This is a genomic window from Serratia sp. YC16, from assembly GCF_009707615.1.
Lineage (GTDB): Bacteria > Pseudomonadota > Gammaproteobacteria > Enterobacterales > Enterobacteriaceae > Serratia > Serratia surfactantfaciens.
The window spans coordinates 38488-54245 of sequence record NZ_WLYN01000009.1; the positions used below are offsets into that span (position 1 = coordinate 38488).

The 15758-nt window shown below is 58.6% G+C and carries 17 protein-coding genes; 7 read left to right on the forward strand and 10 right to left on the reverse strand.

What is annotated here, in order from left to right; all coding sequences use genetic code 11:
- Window positions 1–100: 100 nt before the first annotated feature.
- Both dut and coaBC read right to left on the reverse strand, forming a co-directional pair.
- Window positions 101–559: a dUTP diphosphatase gene (gene dut / locus GKN89_RS19925; protein ID WP_015379440.1), complete on the reverse strand. Its 459-nt coding sequence runs from the start codon at window positions 557–559 to the stop codon at window positions 101–103.
- The gene (gene coaBC / locus GKN89_RS19930) at window positions 537–1754 is read right to left on the reverse strand and encodes a bifunctional phosphopantothenoylcysteine decarboxylase/phosphopantothenate--cysteine ligase CoaBC (RefSeq protein ID WP_195934023.1); all 1218 of its coding nucleotides are present in this window, start codon (window positions 1752–1754) and stop codon (window positions 537–539) included. The genes dut and coaBC overlap by 23 nt, the downstream gene beginning before the upstream one ends.
- A 183-nt stretch (window positions 1755–1937) precedes the next feature.
- Between coaBC and radC the strand changes: the two genes are divergently transcribed.
- From radC to mutM, 4 genes are all read left to right on the forward strand, one after another.
- Window positions 1938–2621: a DNA repair protein RadC gene (gene radC / locus GKN89_RS19935; protein WP_004931197.1), complete on the forward strand. Its 684-nt coding sequence runs from the start codon at window positions 1938–1940 to the stop codon at window positions 2619–2621.
- A 262-nt stretch (window positions 2622–2883) separates the two neighbouring features.
- Window positions 2884–3120, forward strand: a complete 237-nt coding sequence (gene rpmB, locus GKN89_RS19940; RefSeq protein ID WP_004931195.1) for a 50S ribosomal protein L28 — start codon at window positions 2884–2886, stop codon at window positions 3118–3120.
- A gap of 11 nt (window positions 3121–3131) precedes the next feature.
- Window positions 3132–3299 carry a 50S ribosomal protein L33 gene (gene rpmG, locus GKN89_RS19945; protein WP_002442576.1) on the forward strand — a complete coding sequence of 56 codons (168 nt, stop codon included), beginning with the start codon at window positions 3132–3134 and terminating at the stop codon, window positions 3297–3299.
- An 80-nt stretch (window positions 3300–3379) separates the two neighbouring features.
- Window positions 3380–4195, forward strand: a complete 816-nt coding sequence (gene mutM / locus GKN89_RS19950) for a bifunctional DNA-formamidopyrimidine glycosylase/DNA-(apurinic or apyrimidinic site) lyase (RefSeq protein ID WP_025160307.1) — start codon at window positions 3380–3382, stop codon at window positions 4193–4195.
- A gap of 3 nt (window positions 4196–4198) precedes the next feature.
- Here mutM and coaD read toward each other — a convergent pair whose 3' ends face one another.
- Genes coaD through waaA form a run of 3 tightly spaced genes read right to left on the reverse strand, consistent with a single transcriptional unit; the run spans window position 4199 to window position 6739 of the window.
- Complete coding sequence (coaD, locus tag GKN89_RS19955; protein ID WP_004931181.1) at window positions 4199–4684, reverse strand: pantetheine-phosphate adenylyltransferase; 486 nt, start codon at window positions 4682–4684, stop codon at window positions 4199–4201.
- 3 nt (window positions 4685–4687) lie between these two features.
- Window positions 4688–5461, reverse strand: coding sequence for a glycosyltransferase family 2 protein (locus GKN89_RS19960; protein ID WP_019452199.1), 774 nt, complete (start codon window positions 5459–5461; stop codon window positions 4688–4690).
- Window positions 5462–6739 carry a lipid IV(A) 3-deoxy-D-manno-octulosonic acid transferase gene (gene waaA / locus GKN89_RS19965; protein ID WP_019452200.1) on the reverse strand — a complete coding sequence of 426 codons (1278 nt, stop codon included), beginning with the start codon at window positions 6737–6739 and terminating at the stop codon, window positions 5462–5464.
- A gap of 125 nt (window positions 6740–6864) precedes the next feature.
- On the opposite strand from waaA, the gene GKN89_RS19970 reads away from it, so the two are divergent.
- Window positions 6865–7878, forward strand: coding sequence for a glycosyltransferase family 9 protein (locus tag GKN89_RS19970; RefSeq protein ID WP_154747619.1), 1014 nt, complete (start codon window positions 6865–6867; stop codon window positions 7876–7878).
- A gap of 44 nt (window positions 7879–7922) precedes the next feature.
- Here GKN89_RS19970 and GKN89_RS19975 read toward each other — a convergent pair whose 3' ends face one another.
- The 3 genes from GKN89_RS19975 to rfaQ are packed head-to-tail and all read right to left on the reverse strand — an operon-like array spanning window position 7923 to window position 11232.
- A complete protein-coding gene (locus GKN89_RS19975) occupies window positions 7923–9023 on the reverse strand; it encodes a glycosyltransferase (protein WP_154747620.1) in 1101 nt (366 codons plus the stop codon).
- Window positions 9024–9025: 2 nt separating this feature from the next.
- Complete coding sequence (locus tag GKN89_RS19980; RefSeq protein ID WP_154747621.1) at window positions 9026–10153, reverse strand: glycosyltransferase family 4 protein; 1128 nt, start codon at window positions 10151–10153, stop codon at window positions 9026–9028.
- On the reverse strand, window positions 10150–11232 hold the full coding sequence (gene rfaQ / locus GKN89_RS19985) for a putative lipopolysaccharide heptosyltransferase III (RefSeq protein ID WP_154747622.1): 1083 nt from the start codon (window positions 11230–11232) through the stop codon (window positions 10150–10152). The genes GKN89_RS19980 and rfaQ overlap by 4 nt, the downstream gene beginning before the upstream one ends.
- A gap of 210 nt (window positions 11233–11442) precedes the next feature.
- Between rfaQ and GKN89_RS19990 the strand changes: the two genes are divergently transcribed.
- Both GKN89_RS19990 and GKN89_RS19995 read left to right on the forward strand, forming a co-directional pair.
- A complete protein-coding gene (locus GKN89_RS19990) occupies window positions 11443–12399 on the forward strand; it encodes a polysaccharide deacetylase family protein (RefSeq protein ID WP_019452205.1) in 957 nt (318 codons plus the stop codon).
- 8 nt (window positions 12400–12407) lie between these two features.
- A complete protein-coding gene (locus tag GKN89_RS19995) occupies window positions 12408–13502 on the forward strand; it encodes a glycosyltransferase family 9 protein (RefSeq protein ID WP_154747623.1) in 1095 nt (364 codons plus the stop codon).
- 36 nt (window positions 13503–13538) lie between these two features.
- Here the strand turns inward: GKN89_RS19995 and GKN89_RS20000 are convergent, their stop codons facing one another.
- Both GKN89_RS20000 and GKN89_RS20005 read right to left on the reverse strand, forming a co-directional pair.
- Window positions 13539–14516, reverse strand: coding sequence for a glycosyltransferase (locus GKN89_RS20000; protein ID WP_370520256.1), 978 nt, complete (start codon window positions 14514–14516; stop codon window positions 13539–13541).
- Complete coding sequence (locus tag GKN89_RS20005) at window positions 14513–15754, reverse strand: O-antigen ligase (protein WP_154747624.1); 1242 nt, start codon at window positions 15752–15754, stop codon at window positions 14513–14515. The genes GKN89_RS20000 and GKN89_RS20005 overlap by 4 nt, the downstream gene beginning before the upstream one ends.
- Window positions 15755–15758 lie beyond the last annotated feature (4 nt).

Genomic DNA, 15758 nt, shown 5'->3' on the forward strand with positions numbered 1-15758 from the left:
CAATTGTCGCGGTAAAACCTTGCCGCAGAGACATCCTTCTCCCCGGAAAGGCAAGGTTCAGGCGACGTTTCCCTGCCGGCCATCGTACATTGGGTAGCGCTTAGTGGCGCCCCGAGTGGCCGAAGCCGCCTTCGCCGCGTTCGCTGCTGTCGAACTCTTCCACCAGGTTGAATTCGGCCTGCACCACCGGCACGAAGACCATCTGCGCGATGCGTTCGCCCGGCTCGATGGTGAAGTGTTTCTGGCCGCGGTTCCACACGGACACCATCAGCTGGCCCTGGTAATCGGAGTCGATCAGGCCGACCAGGTTGCCCAGCACGACGCCGTGCTTATGGCCCAGGCCCGAGCGCGGCAGGATCACCGCTGCCAGGCTAGCGTCGGCGATGTGGATCGCGAGGCCGGTAGGCAGCAGCGTGGTTTCGCCCGGCGCCAGCTCCACCGCGCTGTCCAGGCAGGCGCGCAGGTCGAGACCGGCAGAGCCCGGAGTAGCGTAGGTCGGTAGCGGGAAATCCTGACCGATGCGTGGGTCGAGGATCTTAACGTCGATTTTTTTCATCATAACGGCTGACTATCTCGTCTATTAAACGTTGGCCAAGGAGTGCCTTGTCGCTCAGCGCCAGGCGTTTCTCTCCATCCTGCCAAAAAAGGTGCAGGGCATTGGTGTCGCTGTTGAACCCGTGCTCTGCAAGCGATACATCGTTAGCGCAAATTAAATCCAGCTTCTTACGCGCCAGTTTTTGCCGCGCGTATTCTTCCACATTCTGGGTTTCGGCGGCAAACCCCACGACAAAGGGTCGATTTTTGGTCATCGCCGCCACGCCGGCGACGATATCGGGGTTTTTTACCATCTTGAGGACGATTTCATCACCCTGTTTTTTTATTTTTTCATCGGCGATCCGCTCGGGGCGATAGTCGGCCACGGCGGCGCAGGAGATGAAAATCTGCTGCTGCGCGGCGCGTTGCTGCACCGCCTGCTCCATCTCCAGTGCGCTGGTGACGTCCACTCGGGTGACCGATGGCGGCGTCGACAGGTTGACCGGCCCGGCGATCAGCGTCACCTGCGCGCCGCGAGCGGCGGCGGCGCGGGCAATGGCGAACCCCATTTTGCCTGAGCTGTGATTGCTGATGAAACGCACCGGATCCAGCGCTTCACGCGTCGGGCCGGCGGTGATCATAACCTGCAAATGTTGCAGATCCTGCGTGACAGAGAAATGGCCGTTCGCCAGTTCGACGATGTCCAGCGGATCCAGCATGCGACCCGGGCCGACGTCGCCGCAGGCCTGGCTGCCGCTGTCCGGCCCCCAGAGCCGCATGCCGCGTGCCTGCAGCGTTTGCAGGTTGGCCTGCGTGGCGGCGGCGCGATACATCTGCTGGTTCATGGCGGGCGCGGCGGCGATAGGTGCGTCGGTCGCCAGGCAGACGGTGGTCAGCAGATCGTTGGCCATGCCGGCGGCGACGCGCGCCAGCAGATCGGCGGTCGCCGGCGCCAGAATCACCAGGTCCGCCCATTTGCCGAGTTCGATGTGGCCCATGGCGGCTTCGGCGGCGGGATCCAACAGATCGTCGGACACCGGATAGCCGGAAACGGCCTGCAGCGTCAGCGGCGTAATGAACGCCTTGGCGGCGTGGGTCATCACCACGCGCACTTCTGCGCCTCTGTCGCGCAGGCGGCGCACCAGCTCTGGGCATTTGTAGGCGGCGATGCCGCCGCTGATGCCAAGCACAATATGTTTGCCGGAAAGTCCCGTCATCATCATTGTCCGATTGAAAGCCGAAAGATGCGCCATTTTAGCATATCCGCCGTTCAGGTGAGCGATTCCGCAATGGCTGCAAGGCGTTACATTGTGCTTTGCGAAACACTTCGCAATGTTATCAAACACCTGTCGAACGCGCCGGGTGGCACATGGCATGCTGTAGCCCTTTCAGGGAGGAACACGATGAGCAACCCGATTGTGGCGTGCTGGCCGGGCGCGTTGGCACCGCGTGAAAAGCTGCTGATGCAAGGGGCGGCGTCGCTGTCCGACGCAGAGCTGTTGGCCATTTTCTTGCGCACCGGATTGCCCGGCGTGCATGTGATGCAGTTGGCGGAACAACTGCTGCGCCGATTCGGCTCGCTTTATCACCTGATGTCGGCCGATCATCAGGCTTTTTGTAGCCAAAAAGGCCTGGGCGACGCCAGCTATACCCAACTGCAGGCGATTGCCGAACTGGCGCTGCGCTTCTTTTCCAGCCACTTGTCGCAGGAAAATGCCATGCTCAACCCGCGCGTCACCCAGCATTACCTGCAAAGTCTGCTGGCGCATCGCGAGCGAGAGGTCTTTTTGGTATTGTTTTTAGACAATCAGCACCGGGTTATTCGCCATCAGGAGATGTTTGCTGGTACCATCAGCAGCGTCGTCGTCTACCCGAGAGAAATTGTGCGTGAAGCGCTGAAGGCTAATGCAGCCGCGCTGATTCTCGCGCATAATCACCCCTCGGGTAAGGCTGAACCCAGTCACGCCGACCGTTTGATAACCGAGCAAGTGGTGAAAGCCTGCCAGTTATTGGAGATCCGAGTGCTTGATCATTTGGTGATCGGTCGGGGTGAATGCGTCTCTTTTGCCGAGCGCGGATGGCTTTAAGCGATTTTTTCGCGATCCTTGTGGGATCTTTAGCTGTTCGGGACTTGAGCACTTACGCTTCAGAGCGTATACTACGCCACCTTTGAGAATCTTGGGTTTGGCGCAAGAGCCTATCTCAGCAGGTTTCTGACCTGATGTGTGGTTTCTACCTGATGACGAGAGTCTCCTCAGTATGAAGTTTGCTGAGATGGGCTCTAAAAGCCTGACGAGGCGGCCATACCCTATACGAAGCTCGAGCTGATTTGATTTTTGGAGAATAGACATGTCCCGAGTCTGCCAAGTTACTGGCAAGCGCCCGGTGAGCGGTAACAACCGTTCCCACGCAATGAACGCGACCAAACGCCGTTTTCTGCCTAACCTGCACTCACACCGTTTTTGGGTTGAGGCTGAGAAGCGCTTTGTAACTCTGCGTGTATCTGCTAAAGGTATGCGTGTTATCGATAAGAAGGGTATTGAGACGGTTCTGGCCGATCTGCGTGCCCGTGGTGAGAAGTATTAAGGAACTGAATCATGGCTAAAGGTGTTCGCGAGAAGATCAAGCTGGTTTCTTCTGCTGGTACTGGTCACTTCTATACCACCACGAAGAACAAGCGTACTAAGCCGGAAAAATTGGAACTGAAGAAATTCGATCCAGTTGTCCGTCAGCACGTAGTATACAAAGAAGCTAAAATTAAATAATTTTAGTGGATTAATGAAAAACCCGGCCTTGGCCGGGTTTTTTGTTTTATAAAGGGTAGAAAACGTCGGAGGGAAGCCAGATGCCTGAATTACCGGAAGTTGAGACGAGCAGACGCGGTATAGAGCCTTATCTTGTCGGCCACAGCATTCAGTATGCGGTGGTGCGCAACGCGCGCCTGCGCTGGCCGGTTTCCGAGCAGATCCTGACGCTGAGCGATCAGCCGGTGCTCAGCGTGCAGCGTCGGGCCAAATACCTGCTGATCGAACTGCAGCGCGGTTGGATTATCGTGCATCTGGGCATGTCGGGCAGCCTGCGCATGCTGCGCGAGGAAAACGAAGACGAAGCAGGTAAACATGACCACGTTGATCTGGTGATCAATAACGGCATGATCCTGCGCTATACCGATCCGCGCCGTTTCGGCGCCTGGCTGTGGTGCGAAGATTTGGCGACCAGCAGCGTGTTGGCTCACCTGGGGCCGGAACCGCTGAGCGAAGCGTTCAACGGCGACTACCTGTATGAAAAATCACGCAATAAGCGCACGTTAATCAAACCGTGGCTGATGGATAACAAGCTGGTGGTCGGGGTCGGTAACATTTACGCCAGCGAATCGCTGTTCAGCGCCGGGATCCTGCCCGATCGTCCGGCGGGATCCTTGAGCAAAGCCGAAGCGGCATTGTTGGCGCAGACCATCAAGGCGGTGTTGCAACGTTCCATCGAGCAGGGCGGCACGACATTGCGCGACTTTTTGCAGTCGGACGGCAAACCGGGGTATTTCGCGCAGGAGTTGCAGGTTTACGGGCGGGCGGGAGAACCGTGCCGCGCATGCGGCACGCCGATTGAATCCGCCAAACATGGGCAGCGCAGCACCTTCTTTTGCCGCCGCTGCCAGCGCTGAGCATCACTCGGCGGCGAGCTTGGCCATCAGCGCCTGGGTGACCACATCGGGCAGGAAAGGCGCGATATCGCCGCCGTGGCGGGCGACCTCCTTCACCAGTGAGGAGGAGATGAACGACCACTCTTCGGAAGGCATCAGAAATACGCTTTCCAGCGTTGGCATCAAGTGACGGTTCATGTTCGCCAGCTGCAATTCGTATTCAAAGTCAGACACTGCACGCAGCCCGCGCACCAGGATATTGGCGTTCTGGTGGGCGGCGAAGTGCGCCATCAGTTCACTGAAGCCCAGCACTTCCACATTGTCCAGATGCGAGGTGACCTGCGTCGCCAACGCCACGCGTTCATCCAGGCTGAACAGCGGTTTTTTGCTCGGGCTGGCGGCGATGGCCAGAATCACGTGATCGAACATCAGTGACGCGCGCGTTACTAAATCCAGGTGGCCGTTGGTCATGGGATCGAAGGTCCCGGGATAGATGGCTTTGCTGGTCATGATTCACTTCTCTGAGTAGTTGCGGCCCAATGCCCATAATGCGGCATATTTATTGAAGGTATATTGCGCGTTGACCACCGCTAACAGCAACCCCTGTTTACCGTCCAGGAAGCCGGCGCGCAGCAGCCAGGTTTTGACGAAGGCGCCGAGCGTGTGGGTCAGGATAGACAGGTAGCCGCAGCGCTTGCCGGCCCGGTGGCGCTGGGTGGCCCACTCTTCGGCGTAGCGCAGCTGTTTACGCTGGAAGGCGAAGAAATCGCGGCAGGTCAGGTGCAGCATATCGCCGCTGAGGGGGATGACTTTAGCGTCGCCGATGTTCAGCGATTCGTGCACCAGATCGTCGTTATAGCGATAGCGTTGGTTGGCGTACAGGCGGTTGACGCGGTCGGGATACCAGCCGCTGTGGCGCATGAAGCGGCCAAGGAACAGATTGCGCCGCGCGCAGCTGTAGACGGCGCCGTCGTCCGGCGCGTTCAACACCTGTTCGATAGATTGCCGCAGCTCGGGCGTGACGCGTTCGTCGGCGTCGATCATCAAAACGTAGTCATGGCTGGCGTAGCTTTGCGCCAGCTGACGCTGCTTGCCAAACCCTTGCCAGTCGGTGTGCGTGAAGACTTTGGCACCCAGGCTTTCGGCGACGGTGACGCTGTCGTCTTCGCTGCCGGAGTCCAGCACAATGATTTCATCGGCCCACTCGACCGAGCGCAGACAGTCCGGCAACAGCCCGGCTTCGTTTTTGGCGATCATCACCACCGACAGGCTTTTGCGGCTGCTCATTCAGTGACTCCGGGGCGGCAGGTGCGGTTCCAGCAGCTGCAGCAGGCGCTGCAACGCTCCCTGATTCTGATACAACACTTCCACCGCATGGCGGCCGTAGTAGCGGCGGTAGTCTTCGTCGGTCAGCAGGGTTTCCACTTCCTTCACCAGCGAATCGACATCGGTCACGGTGATCAGGCCTTCAGCCTGCGAAAGCTTGGCGCAAATGTCTTTAAAGTTGAAGGTGTGCGGACCCATCAGCACCGGGATGGCGTGCGCGGCAGCTTCCAGCGGGTTGTGCCCGCCACGTTCCACCAGGCTGCCGCCGACAAAGGCCAGATCGGCGATGCCGTACAGCAGCATCAGCTCGCCCATGGTATCGCCGATCACCACCTGAGTGCTGCCGGATGGGATTTCGCCGCTGCTGCGCAGGGTGTAGCTGAAGCCGGCTTTCTGCACCAGCTCTTTGGCGGTCGGGAAGCGTTCCGGGTGACGCGGCACCAGGATCAGCAGCAGGTCGGGGTGTTTTTCCAGCAGTTTGCGATGCGCTTCCAGCAGGATGGTTTCTTCACCCTCATGGGTGCTGGTGGCGATCCACACCGGGCGGCGCGGCGCCCATTGGCGGCGCAGCGTAACGGCGCGGGCGGCCAGCTCCGGGGTGACGGAGATATCGAATTTCAGGCTGCCGGTGACGGCCAGCTGAGAGCGTTTCAGGCCCAGTTCGATAAACCGATCGCCGTCTTCCTGGTTCTGTGCGGCGATCAGCGTAATGCGGCGCAGCATATCGCGCATGAACCCGCCAATTTTCTTATAGCCAGCGGCGGAGCGTGCCGACAGACGTGCATTGGCGATCACCAGGGGGATCTGCCGCTGATGCAGCGCGTTGATCAGGTTAGGCCATAGCTCGGTTTCCATAATGATCACCAGCTTGGGATTCACCTGGTCGAGGAAGCGGTTCATGGAACCGGGCAGATCGTAGGGCAGATAGACATGATGCACGTCTTTGCCGAAAGCGGACTGGACGCGTTCTGAACCTGTTGGGGTCATTGTGGTCACAGTTATCGGCAAAGCGGGGTAACGGTGGCGTAGTGCCCGCACCAGCGGGATGGCCGCCAGCGTTTCGCCGACGGAGACGGAATGCAGCATGATGCCGCCTGGCACGACTTTCCCGGCGCAGAAGCCATAGCGTTCCGCCCAGCGTTTACGGTAGGCTGGAGCTTTGCGGCTGCGCAGCAGTAAGCGGAGCCAGATCAGGGGTTGGATGAGGTAGAGTAGTACCTGATATAAACGCAGCAACATTCTATCAATTTCATTTATATGGGTTATTCGGAATAGTACCATAACTGGAAGGGAAAGGCGCTAATTTGGTAACCTTGGGTGTCAGTTTCAGACAACCGGCGAGCGATTTCGCCGATAGGCTCGGAATGAAGAATATTTTAATTATTCGCCGCGATAACATCGGCGATCTTGTTTGCACCACGCCTCTGATCGAAGGGGTGAAAATTGCCTATCCAGACGCTAAAGTTTATCTGCTGATCAATAAAGTCAGCCAGGACGTTGTTAAAAACAACCCTCATCTCGAGAAAGTTTTTGTCTATAAAAAGGCCAAGCATAAGGCGAAAAATGAAACGACGTTGGGCGTTTATTTCGAACGTCTGATGATCTTCCTGAAGCTGCGCAAAATAAAGTTCGATGCGGTCATTCTGGCCAATCCGGTACCTTGCAAATACAGCCTGCGTTTAGCGAAAATGGCCGGCGCAACCCATATTATCGGCGCCGATTTGGGCACGAAAGATATTGATCGCCCGTTTCGCAAGGACGATTTCCGCGGCCTCCATCAGGTCGAACATACCTACAGCTATTTATCGGCGATCACCGATAAATCCATTCCAATCCCTCCGGTGCGGGTGTTTCTGACGCCGGAAGAGCGGCAGCTGGCGGCGCAGCGGTTGCTGGAACGTCTGCCGCCGGTCGAACGAGTCTGCGCCGTGCATATCAGCAGCCGCAGCCCGAAAAGGCGCTGGCCGGTTGAGCGCTATGCCGAAATCATCAACCGTCTGACTGCCGATCCCCACACCGGCGTGCTGATTTTCTGGTCGCCGCAGGGCACGCTGGCGCCGGACGACATCGGCGACCAGCAGCGCGCAGAACAGCTGTTGGCGCTGTGCCAAAACGAACGCGTCGCGCTTTATCCGACGGCCTCGGTGCGTGAGCTGTTGGGCGGGTTTGATTTATGCGATCGGGTGCTGTGCAGCGACGGCGGGCAGATGCATCTTGCCGCCGCGTTGAATAAGGATATGGTGGTGTTCTTTGGCGATACCGATAAAACGTCCTGGCATCCATGGACCGGTCGTCATCATATTTTGCAAAGTGAGTCTGGGCACTGTGAAGATGTTTCTGTCGATGAAGTTTGGCAGAAAATGCAGGCGCTCAACTAGCGAAGAAAATAAGGCAGGTATCTCCTGCCTTATTTATTCCTTTATTATTGTTTTTTCAGTTCCAGATATTGGCGGCAAATAGGCTCCAGCCCATAGCTCAGCAATTGCTGTTGATTTATCTGCGGCGGCTTGGCGTAAATTTCCGCCATTTTTGCTGCCAGCGACGCTTCGCTTAATTCCGCCAGCGCGTTAGCCATTCCGGCTTTTTCCAGAATTTCCGCAGGGCCGCCTGGGCAGCGGGTGCTGACCACCGGCGTGCCGCACAGCAGCGATTCTACCAGCACGTTACCGAACCCTTCGCTGTCGGAGCTGAGCACCAGCAGTGAGGCATGGCGAATAAACGGGTAGGGATTGGCCTGAAAACCGAGAAACAGCACGCGTTCTGCGATGCCTAGCTCCGCCGCCAGGCGTTTGGCGTCGGCGACTCTGGCGTCGTCTCCGGTACCGATCAAGGCCAATGGCGCCTGAATGCCGGACTGCGCATAGGCTTTCAGCAGCCGGTCATGCCGCTTTGCGGGGTGAAAACGGCCGACATGCACCAAATAGTCCTGGCCGGCCAGTTCGCAAGGCGCCGCGGCCTGTTGCTGGATGGCGTCGATGTCGAACGGGTTGTTGATGACCGCCAGCCGGCGCGGGCGGATCGGCAAGTTCTGCTGCAGATCGTCGCCGACCGCCTGTGAAACGGCGACGATATTTCTCCCCTGGTAAACGTTGGCGATTTTGCGCTGCTTCAGCCAGCGGTCCAGGCCCTTGCGGTGGCCGAGGTAGGAGGTGGAGAGAATGCCGTGAATGCAGAACCACAGACGATCCGCGGCCAACCGCTTGCTGCGGCTGACGATGCGATCGGTTTTATGCAGGTTGGAGAACACCAGATCGAACGCGCCGTGTTGGCGTTCGTGTTCGGCTATCGCCCGATCCAGCGCTGCGGCGCGGCGCGACAGCTCGGTCAGCTTGCGCCAGGGGGCACGGCTGCGATCGGCCACCACCTGATAATCAATGCCTGACGGGATAGGGTAATTGCAGACGTCGCGCAGCGAGATAAGGCTGACGTCATGCCCCTGTTGCTGCATACCCTGACACAGGGTCAGCACCACTTTTTCCGCGCCGCCTCCCGGCAGGCCGTCGATGATCATCAGAATACGCATAGCTAGTCCAGTAACCGGTTATAGAGAGAAATCAGCTGTTCGGAGAGATGCGCCGGCGTAGCCGTCATAATGCGCAATCTCGCCGCTTCGCCCATGGATGATCCCAGCGCTTGGCGCGGCAGCGCGCGGATAGCCTCCGTGATGGCCGGCACGTCGAGCGCATCGGTGACGAAGCCGTTTTCGCCAGGGGTGATAAATTCGGCGCCACCGCAGGTGGTGCTGGTGACAACCGGCAGGCCGCATGACATCGCTTCCAAAATCACGTTGGGGAACGGATCGTACAGCGTCGGCAGCAGCAGCGCGTCCGCCGCCTGGTAGAACGGCAAGGTCTGCTTCTGCACGCCCATAAAGTGAATGCGATCGCTGCAGCCCAGCGACTGCGCCAACGCACGGTAGCGTTTTTCGGCCTTGTCTTTGCCAACCACCAGGAGATGGCTGTCGGTCGCCGCCACGGCGCGGATGGCGGCGGCCAGCCCTTTGCGCTCGAAACCGGAGCCGACAAAGATCAGGCAGTGCGCCTGTTGCGGGATCTGATATTGTTCGCGCAGGCCGCGGCGCAGGGCCTCGTCGGCGGGCGGGAATTTCTGATTGTCGATGGCGTTATAGATCACCGTGATCTTGTCGGCGGGCACGCCAAAGTCGGCGATGATCTCCTGCTTGATCATCTCGGCGTTGCAGATGACGGCTTTCAGCTCTGGCGCAGCGTACATGGCGCGTTCGGCGCACATCACGTAGCGGTGATAGCGGTTTGAAAACAGCCATTTGCGCCGCCATTCCGGCAGCAGACGCGCGCGTTGCAGCAGCCAGCGGCGATGTACGCCGTCGCCGGCGCGGTAGATGTCGCAGCCGGGAATGCGCTCGTGGCTTTGTACTAAATCGAAGCGCTCTTTCTGCCACAGAGCCCTGGCCGCCACGGCGAACCCCCGCTCGCGGCTGATGCGGCCGAGCTTTAACGGGTTGCACAGGTGGATGTGCCAGTTGGGATTGGCGTCACCCTGCCATTCGCGAGTGATGACGTTCAGATCGAGATCCTGTTGCTCCAGCGCCTCCAGGGCGCGGGAAACGAAACGTTCAGCTCCGCCATCCGGGCGGTATTTTTGGCGAACGATCGCCAAACGAAATGCTTTCATGCCAGCGTGCTCCGCGCGGCTGCAATCACCGCGTCTGTAGGAATAAGGTCGAGATACCGTTCGTCGGTGCCGGTATCGATGGCGTCCGGATCGGGCAGTTCACCGAAGTCACCGGCCCAGATCACGGCGCCGGTAGCCTGCCATGGCCGCCAGAAGGTCAGCTTGGAAGGGCCGAACAGCGCTATGCATGGCGTTTGCAGCGCAGCGGCCATGTGCATCGGCACCGAATCCACGCCGATAAACAGTTTGGCGTGATCGATTAAGGCGGCCAATTGGCGCAGCGTCAGTTGCCCGGCCAACGAGATCACGCCCTGCGGCGGGCTGAGCGCCAAAATGCGCTCCACCATGGCTTTTTCTCTGGCGTCGGGGCCGGAGGTGATCACCAACTGGTGGCCGTCCGCCTGTAAGGCGGTGAGGGTAGCGGCCATCTTCTCTTCGCTCCAGCATTTGAAGAACCAGCGCGACGTGGGCTGCACCACAATATAACCGCCGGCGACGCCCTGTTTCTGCAACAGTTGCTCACAAGCCTGCCAATCCTTTGGATCATAACTCATGGTCACACGTTCATTGAGCGCGGGCAGGTTCAGCGGTGCCAGCAATGAGAGATTCTGTTCGACGGTATGCAGGCGGGCGTGATTGTCGACCGGTACCAGCTGCGTGTGACAGTGGCGCCACACGAAGCCGCGGCGTTTGGGAAAATCGAAGCCCAGACGGATGCGCGCGCCGGTCAGGCGCGTGAGGATGGCGCTGCGCCACTGATCGGCCAGGTTGACCACCAGATCGTAGCGCTGCGCTTTCAGGCGGCGCAGCAGCGCCAGTTCGTGCCCCAGGTGCGCGCGGGTGCCCTGTTTTTTCCATTGGCGATCGATGGTGAACAGGGTCGACAGCTCCGGATTACTGGCCAGCATCTCCCGCGTTTCCTGATACAGCAGCACATCGATCTGCGCCTGCGGGTAGTTTTGGCGCAGGCTGCTGATGACCGGCGTGACCAGCAGCATATCGCCGTGGTGGCGCAGTTTTATGATCAGAATACGCTGTACGGATGGGGCGGAAGTTAGGGCTGGCGCGTCGTTCATCATGAGTCGCTTTCTGGGAAACCAATCTTTGATTCTAAATGACCCGATCGCATGTGGCTACTGTTGCACGGTTTTCTTGCCGGGCGGCAAAAAAATCGCCGGATCGGGGACGAATGCGTCTCAACGTTGTCCAAACCAGGCAGCAAAGTCGTTTGCCCTGGCGAAACGGCCTGCGTAACATAGTGCATTCTGTTGATATCAGGCTCGATATTCATGACTAAACCGGCGTTTCTCATCACCATTGATACCGAAGGCGATAATCTGTGGCAAAACCACGATCGCATCGCGACCGAAAACACGCGTTTCTTGCCGCGCTTTCAGGCGCTGTGCGAAAAATACGCCTTCAAACCGGTTTATCTCACCAACTATGAAATGGCGATGGACCCGGCTTACGTCGAGTTTGCGCGCGACGTGATCGCCCGCGACGCCGGCGAGGTGGGGATGCACCTGCACGCCTGGAACAGCCCGCCGCTGACGCCGCTGACCGACGACGACTGGCGCCACAAACCTTATTTGATCGAGTATCCCGCCGATCAGATCCGCGCCAAGGTCGATCACATGACCAAGCTGCTGGAAGACGCTTTCCAGACCAAGATGCTCAGCCATCGCGCCGGCCGCTGGGCGTTCAACGAATACTATGCCTCGCTGCTGCTGGAATACGGTTATCAGGTGGACTGCTCGGTCACGCCGCGGGTCAACTGGCAGTTTTCGCCGGGCAATCCGCGGGGCAACGGCGGCACGGATTACAGCCGCTTCCCGTCGCAGGCCTATTTCATCGATCCGCAGAACATCGCCAAACCGGGCGCTTCGTCGCTGCTGGAAGTGCCGATGAGCATTCAGTACAAGCACTCGGCGCTGATGAATGCGTTCAAGCAGGGGTATGACCGGCTGCGCGGCAAGCGGCGCTCGCCATCCGTCAACTGGCTGCGCCCGAGCGGCGGCAATGTGGACAAGATGATAGGCGTGGCTGAGGCGTCGCTGGCGCAGGGGCATGACTACGTCGAATTTATGCTGCACTCCTCCGAATTTATGCCGGGCGGCAGCCCGACGTTCAAGACCGAGCAGGATATCGAAGTGCTGTACCGCGATCTGGAGCAGCTGTTTGACTGGCTGCAGCAGCGTACGGTGGGCATGACGCTGGCCGAGTATTATCAACTTAAAGCGAACTAAGAACTCACATGTCGAAGAAATGGAAAATCAAGGTTGCCGACTGGTTCTTGCGCCGCTATACGGCGAAATACGGCCGTTTTCAGGACAAGGCGACGTTTGACGGCGCCCAACAGTTTGACAATATCGTCATCTATTCCACCACGGCGTTGGGCGACTTCATGTTCAACACGCCGGCGCTGAGGGCGATGAGGGAACGCTACCCCAACGCCCACATCACGCTGGTGGTGCACAAGAAAAACCGCGAGCTGGTGGAAAACGGTCGTTATTACGATCGCGTGGTGTATTGGGACAGCAAGATCAAGACGATACGTCCATTGCTGAAATCGCTGCGCGAACATCGGCCGGATTTGGCGCTGATTCTGCACTCCCACCTGCCTTATGACATCATCAGCGCCGTACTGGCCGGGGCGAAGTACATTATCAGGGATAACTACAGCTCGGGCATTTGCGGGCTGGAGCCTTGGCTGACCAACTACATCTTCCATTATTACGGCCACTTCGTGCGCCGCAAACTGGAGCTGATTTCCATCCTGGGTTGCCGCAGCGACGATCCGACGATGGAAATTCCCGTGGACTATCAGCGCGGCGTCAAAAGCAGCGAGCATCCTACCATCGGTTTTCAACTGGGGGCGTCAACAGAATCGCGTTGCTGGCCGGTTTCGCACTATGCGCGGCTGGCCGATGAGCTGGTGGCGAAGCACCCTAATGTACGCATCGTACTCATTGGCGCACCGTTTGACGACGGCAAGGCAAAGCAGTTTATGAGCCTGATCGGCCCGCAAACGCAGGCCTGCGTGGATAACCAGATCGGTAAAACGGGGCTGCAAGGCTTGCTGACGCTGATCGACAGTTTCCATGTTCTGGTCACCGGCGATACCGGGCCGCTGCATTTGGCGGTGGCGCTGAAGGTGAAAACCATCAGCCTGTTCGTGACCGCCGACTCACGCTCTACCGGCCCGATTCAGGATGCTGAACTGCACCGCATCATTCAGGTGTCGCGTACCGGCTATACGATGCCGCTGGAGGCCGAAAGCCCGATGGGAGTCATCCAGCCGCAGCGGATTTATGATGAGTTGGTCGCGCACGTGCCTTTGACGCGCTAGAGGTGCGGCACCGCATCGGCCGCCTGGCCGATGCGGTTAGTGCGGCTTACGCCCGCGCAGTCTCGAAAGAAAGGTATCCACGCGCGCATAGCGCATCTGGCGGACTTTTTTGCTCGACACGCCGCTGTTGCGGCAGATCTCAGCGGTGCGACGCAGGATATGCAACGTTGCCGGCGCGTAATGATAATAGCCGTATACCGCCTTCGACATGCTTTTCACCTCGGAAAAGCAGTTGGCCAGCATCAGGGCGGCCAACCGGCGCAGCGGCTCATCCCCGGGATGCTGCGCCACAAAACGCAGCATTTTCTCCATGGCGAACAGCAAATCTTCGATATCTTTGGGTTTGATATTGCGGGTAATGCCTTGGCTGTTGTCCCGATAGAAATAGAGTTCGCAGTCGAGATGGGCGATGCGGCGGGTTTTGAAATACTGAAAAGGCGTGAAAATCACGTCTTCATAGCGCCTGCCGTCTTCGAACGTTTCCCCTTCCAGCAGCGTACGTTTATACACGCGACTCCAGAGATGCCACATCGAGCGTGCAAACAGCGGTTGCAGGCAGCCGAGCCCCAACTGTGGAAAGTCGTAGGCCACGGGCTGCACTGCGCGGTTATCCGGGGTCGGCGGTTGTTCGGTAAACTTCTGATAATTGAAGTCGATCAGGTCATTTTCCCCGGCTGTCAGCAAGGGCCGCAGGATCGCCAGGTAGTCGTCGCTCAGCAGATCGTCGCCGTCGAGAAAAGTGATATAACGCCCGGTGGCCCGTTGCAGGCCGACATTGCGGGCGTGCGCAATGCCGCCGTTGGCTTGTGAAGTAAAGACCACGCGCGGATGCCGCCGCTGCGCCAGATAGTGGCTGACCAGCGCGCCGGAAGCGTCGGTGGAGCCATCGTCGATGATCACCACCTCGATATCGTCGCTAATCTGTGCAAATAACGAATCCAGCGCAGCGATAACGAACGCTTCATTATTATAAAACGGCACGATGACGCTGAGCAGCGGCTGCTGAGGATTCACGGTGTTGGTTCCTGGACAGGGGGCTGTTTCGCGACGGAAAGAACGGCGGCGATCAGCGCCAGACAGAACATGGCGGTGCCTTCCGTGCTGAAGAAGATAACGTCGCTCAGGCCGTAAACGAACAGACTGGCGCTGACGCTCAGCAGCAGCGCGTTGCGCTGCGGCCGGAATGAAGAGAAGAACAGCCCCACATAGAGCGCCAGCAGCAGCAGTGCGCCCCAGACGCCCTTGAGCGAGTAGGTTTCCAGCAGTTCGTTATGCAGGTGGACGTTGATGTAGGGCATGACGCCAGACAGGCGAGGCTGCAGTGCGACCATCGCGCGGATCTCTTCGCCGCGCTGCTCGGCGGATTGGCCCCATGGGGCTTGTGAACCGGTACGCCATGCCAGCGTTTGCATCGACAGCCGGGAAATGATCGAGTTTTCAGTCTGTGGCTGGTCCATCAGGCGCATGTCGGTCTCAAAGGCCTGAATGCGTTCCTCTATCTGCGGTTTAAACACCAGGCCGCAAGCTACGAGCAGCAGCGGCACCGAGGCCACCAACGCGAGTTTGTGTTTCCTGGAAACCAGCTGCTTGGTCGCCAGCAGCGACAGGCAGACCGCCACCGGGTAGACCAGCATGGCCGCGCGCGTGCCGGTGAGCACCAAAGCAGAGAAGGACAGCAGGAATGCCGCAATGTACCACACCAGGCGGTAGCGGGTGCGCAGCATCAGGATGGCCTGCATCATCACCAGATCGATGGCGGTCATCAGGTAGGCAGCGACCGTGGCGCGATCGAAATTGAGCTCTACGCGCGGAATATCCAGACGCAGCCCCTGATAGAGGGAATAGCCGTTGACCGCCAGACCGGTAACGAGAGCTACAACGATCAGCAGACGCTGCACACACAACCGCTCATTGAGCGCGATCAGCAGGATGAACGCAGTAGCGAGCTGCAGTTTGCCGGTCGACATATAAGAGCGATAAATGTTGATGTAGTCACCCGGCTGTTTGAAGTGATGCATCCAGAGGATGGTTCCCATGCCCACGCTGAACATCAGTGCGGGCAGCAGCAGATTTTTAACGTTGCTGAAGTAGTAGCGCGGGTACAGGCAAACGGCGATAAAGGCGATGTAGCTGGAAACGTAAAACAGATTGCGTCCGGTCGCGGAACCGAAAGGAATGGTACAAAAAGCGATGGCGCACCCCAGATAGATCAGATAGCTGAAGGCAGGGTGCGGCGTTCTGTGTTTTAGCATCGGG

Coding starts and splice junctions, on each gene's coding strand:
- dut (WP_015379440.1), bottom strand. CDS start 559: ATGATGAAAAAAATCGACGTTAAGATCCTCGACCCACGCATCGGTCAG.
- coaBC (WP_195934023.1), bottom strand. CDS start 1,754: ATGATGACGGGACTTTCCGGCAAACATATTGTGCTTGGCATCAGCGGC.
- radC (WP_004931197.1), top strand. CDS start 1,938: ATGAGCAACCCGATTGTGGCGTGCTGGCCGGGCGCGTTGGCACCGCGT.
- rpmB (WP_004931195.1), top strand. CDS start 2,884: ATGTCCCGAGTCTGCCAAGTTACTGGCAAGCGCCCGGTGAGCGGTAAC.
- rpmG (WP_002442576.1), top strand. CDS start 3,132: ATGGCTAAAGGTGTTCGCGAGAAGATCAAGCTGGTTTCTTCTGCTGGT.
- mutM (WP_025160307.1), top strand. CDS start 3,380: ATGCCTGAATTACCGGAAGTTGAGACGAGCAGACGCGGTATAGAGCCT.
- coaD (WP_004931181.1), bottom strand. CDS start 4,684: ATGACCAGCAAAGCCATCTATCCCGGGACCTTCGATCCCATGACCAAC.
- GKN89_RS19960 (WP_019452199.1), bottom strand. CDS start 5,461: ATGAGCAGCCGCAAAAGCCTGTCGGTGGTGATGATCGCCAAAAACGAA.
- waaA (WP_019452200.1), bottom strand. CDS start 6,739: ATGTTGCTGCGTTTATATCAGGTACTACTCTACCTCATCCAACCCCTG.
- GKN89_RS19970 (WP_154747619.1), top strand. CDS start 6,865: ATGAAGAATATTTTAATTATTCGCCGCGATAACATCGGCGATCTTGTT.
- GKN89_RS19975 (WP_154747620.1), bottom strand. CDS start 9,023: ATGCGTATTCTGATGATCATCGACGGCCTGCCGGGAGGCGGCGCGGAA.
- GKN89_RS19980 (WP_154747621.1), bottom strand. CDS start 10,153: ATGAAAGCATTTCGTTTGGCGATCGTTCGCCAAAAATACCGCCCGGAT.
- rfaQ (WP_154747622.1), bottom strand. CDS start 11,232: ATGATGAACGACGCGCCAGCCCTAACTTCCGCCCCATCCGTACAGCGT.
- GKN89_RS19990 (WP_019452205.1), top strand. CDS start 11,443: ATGACTAAACCGGCGTTTCTCATCACCATTGATACCGAAGGCGATAAT.
- GKN89_RS19995 (WP_154747623.1), top strand. CDS start 12,408: ATGTCGAAGAAATGGAAAATCAAGGTTGCCGACTGGTTCTTGCGCCGC.
- GKN89_RS20005 (WP_154747624.1), bottom strand. CDS start 15,754: ATGCTAAAACACAGAACGCCGCACCCTGCCTTCAGCTATCTGATCTAT.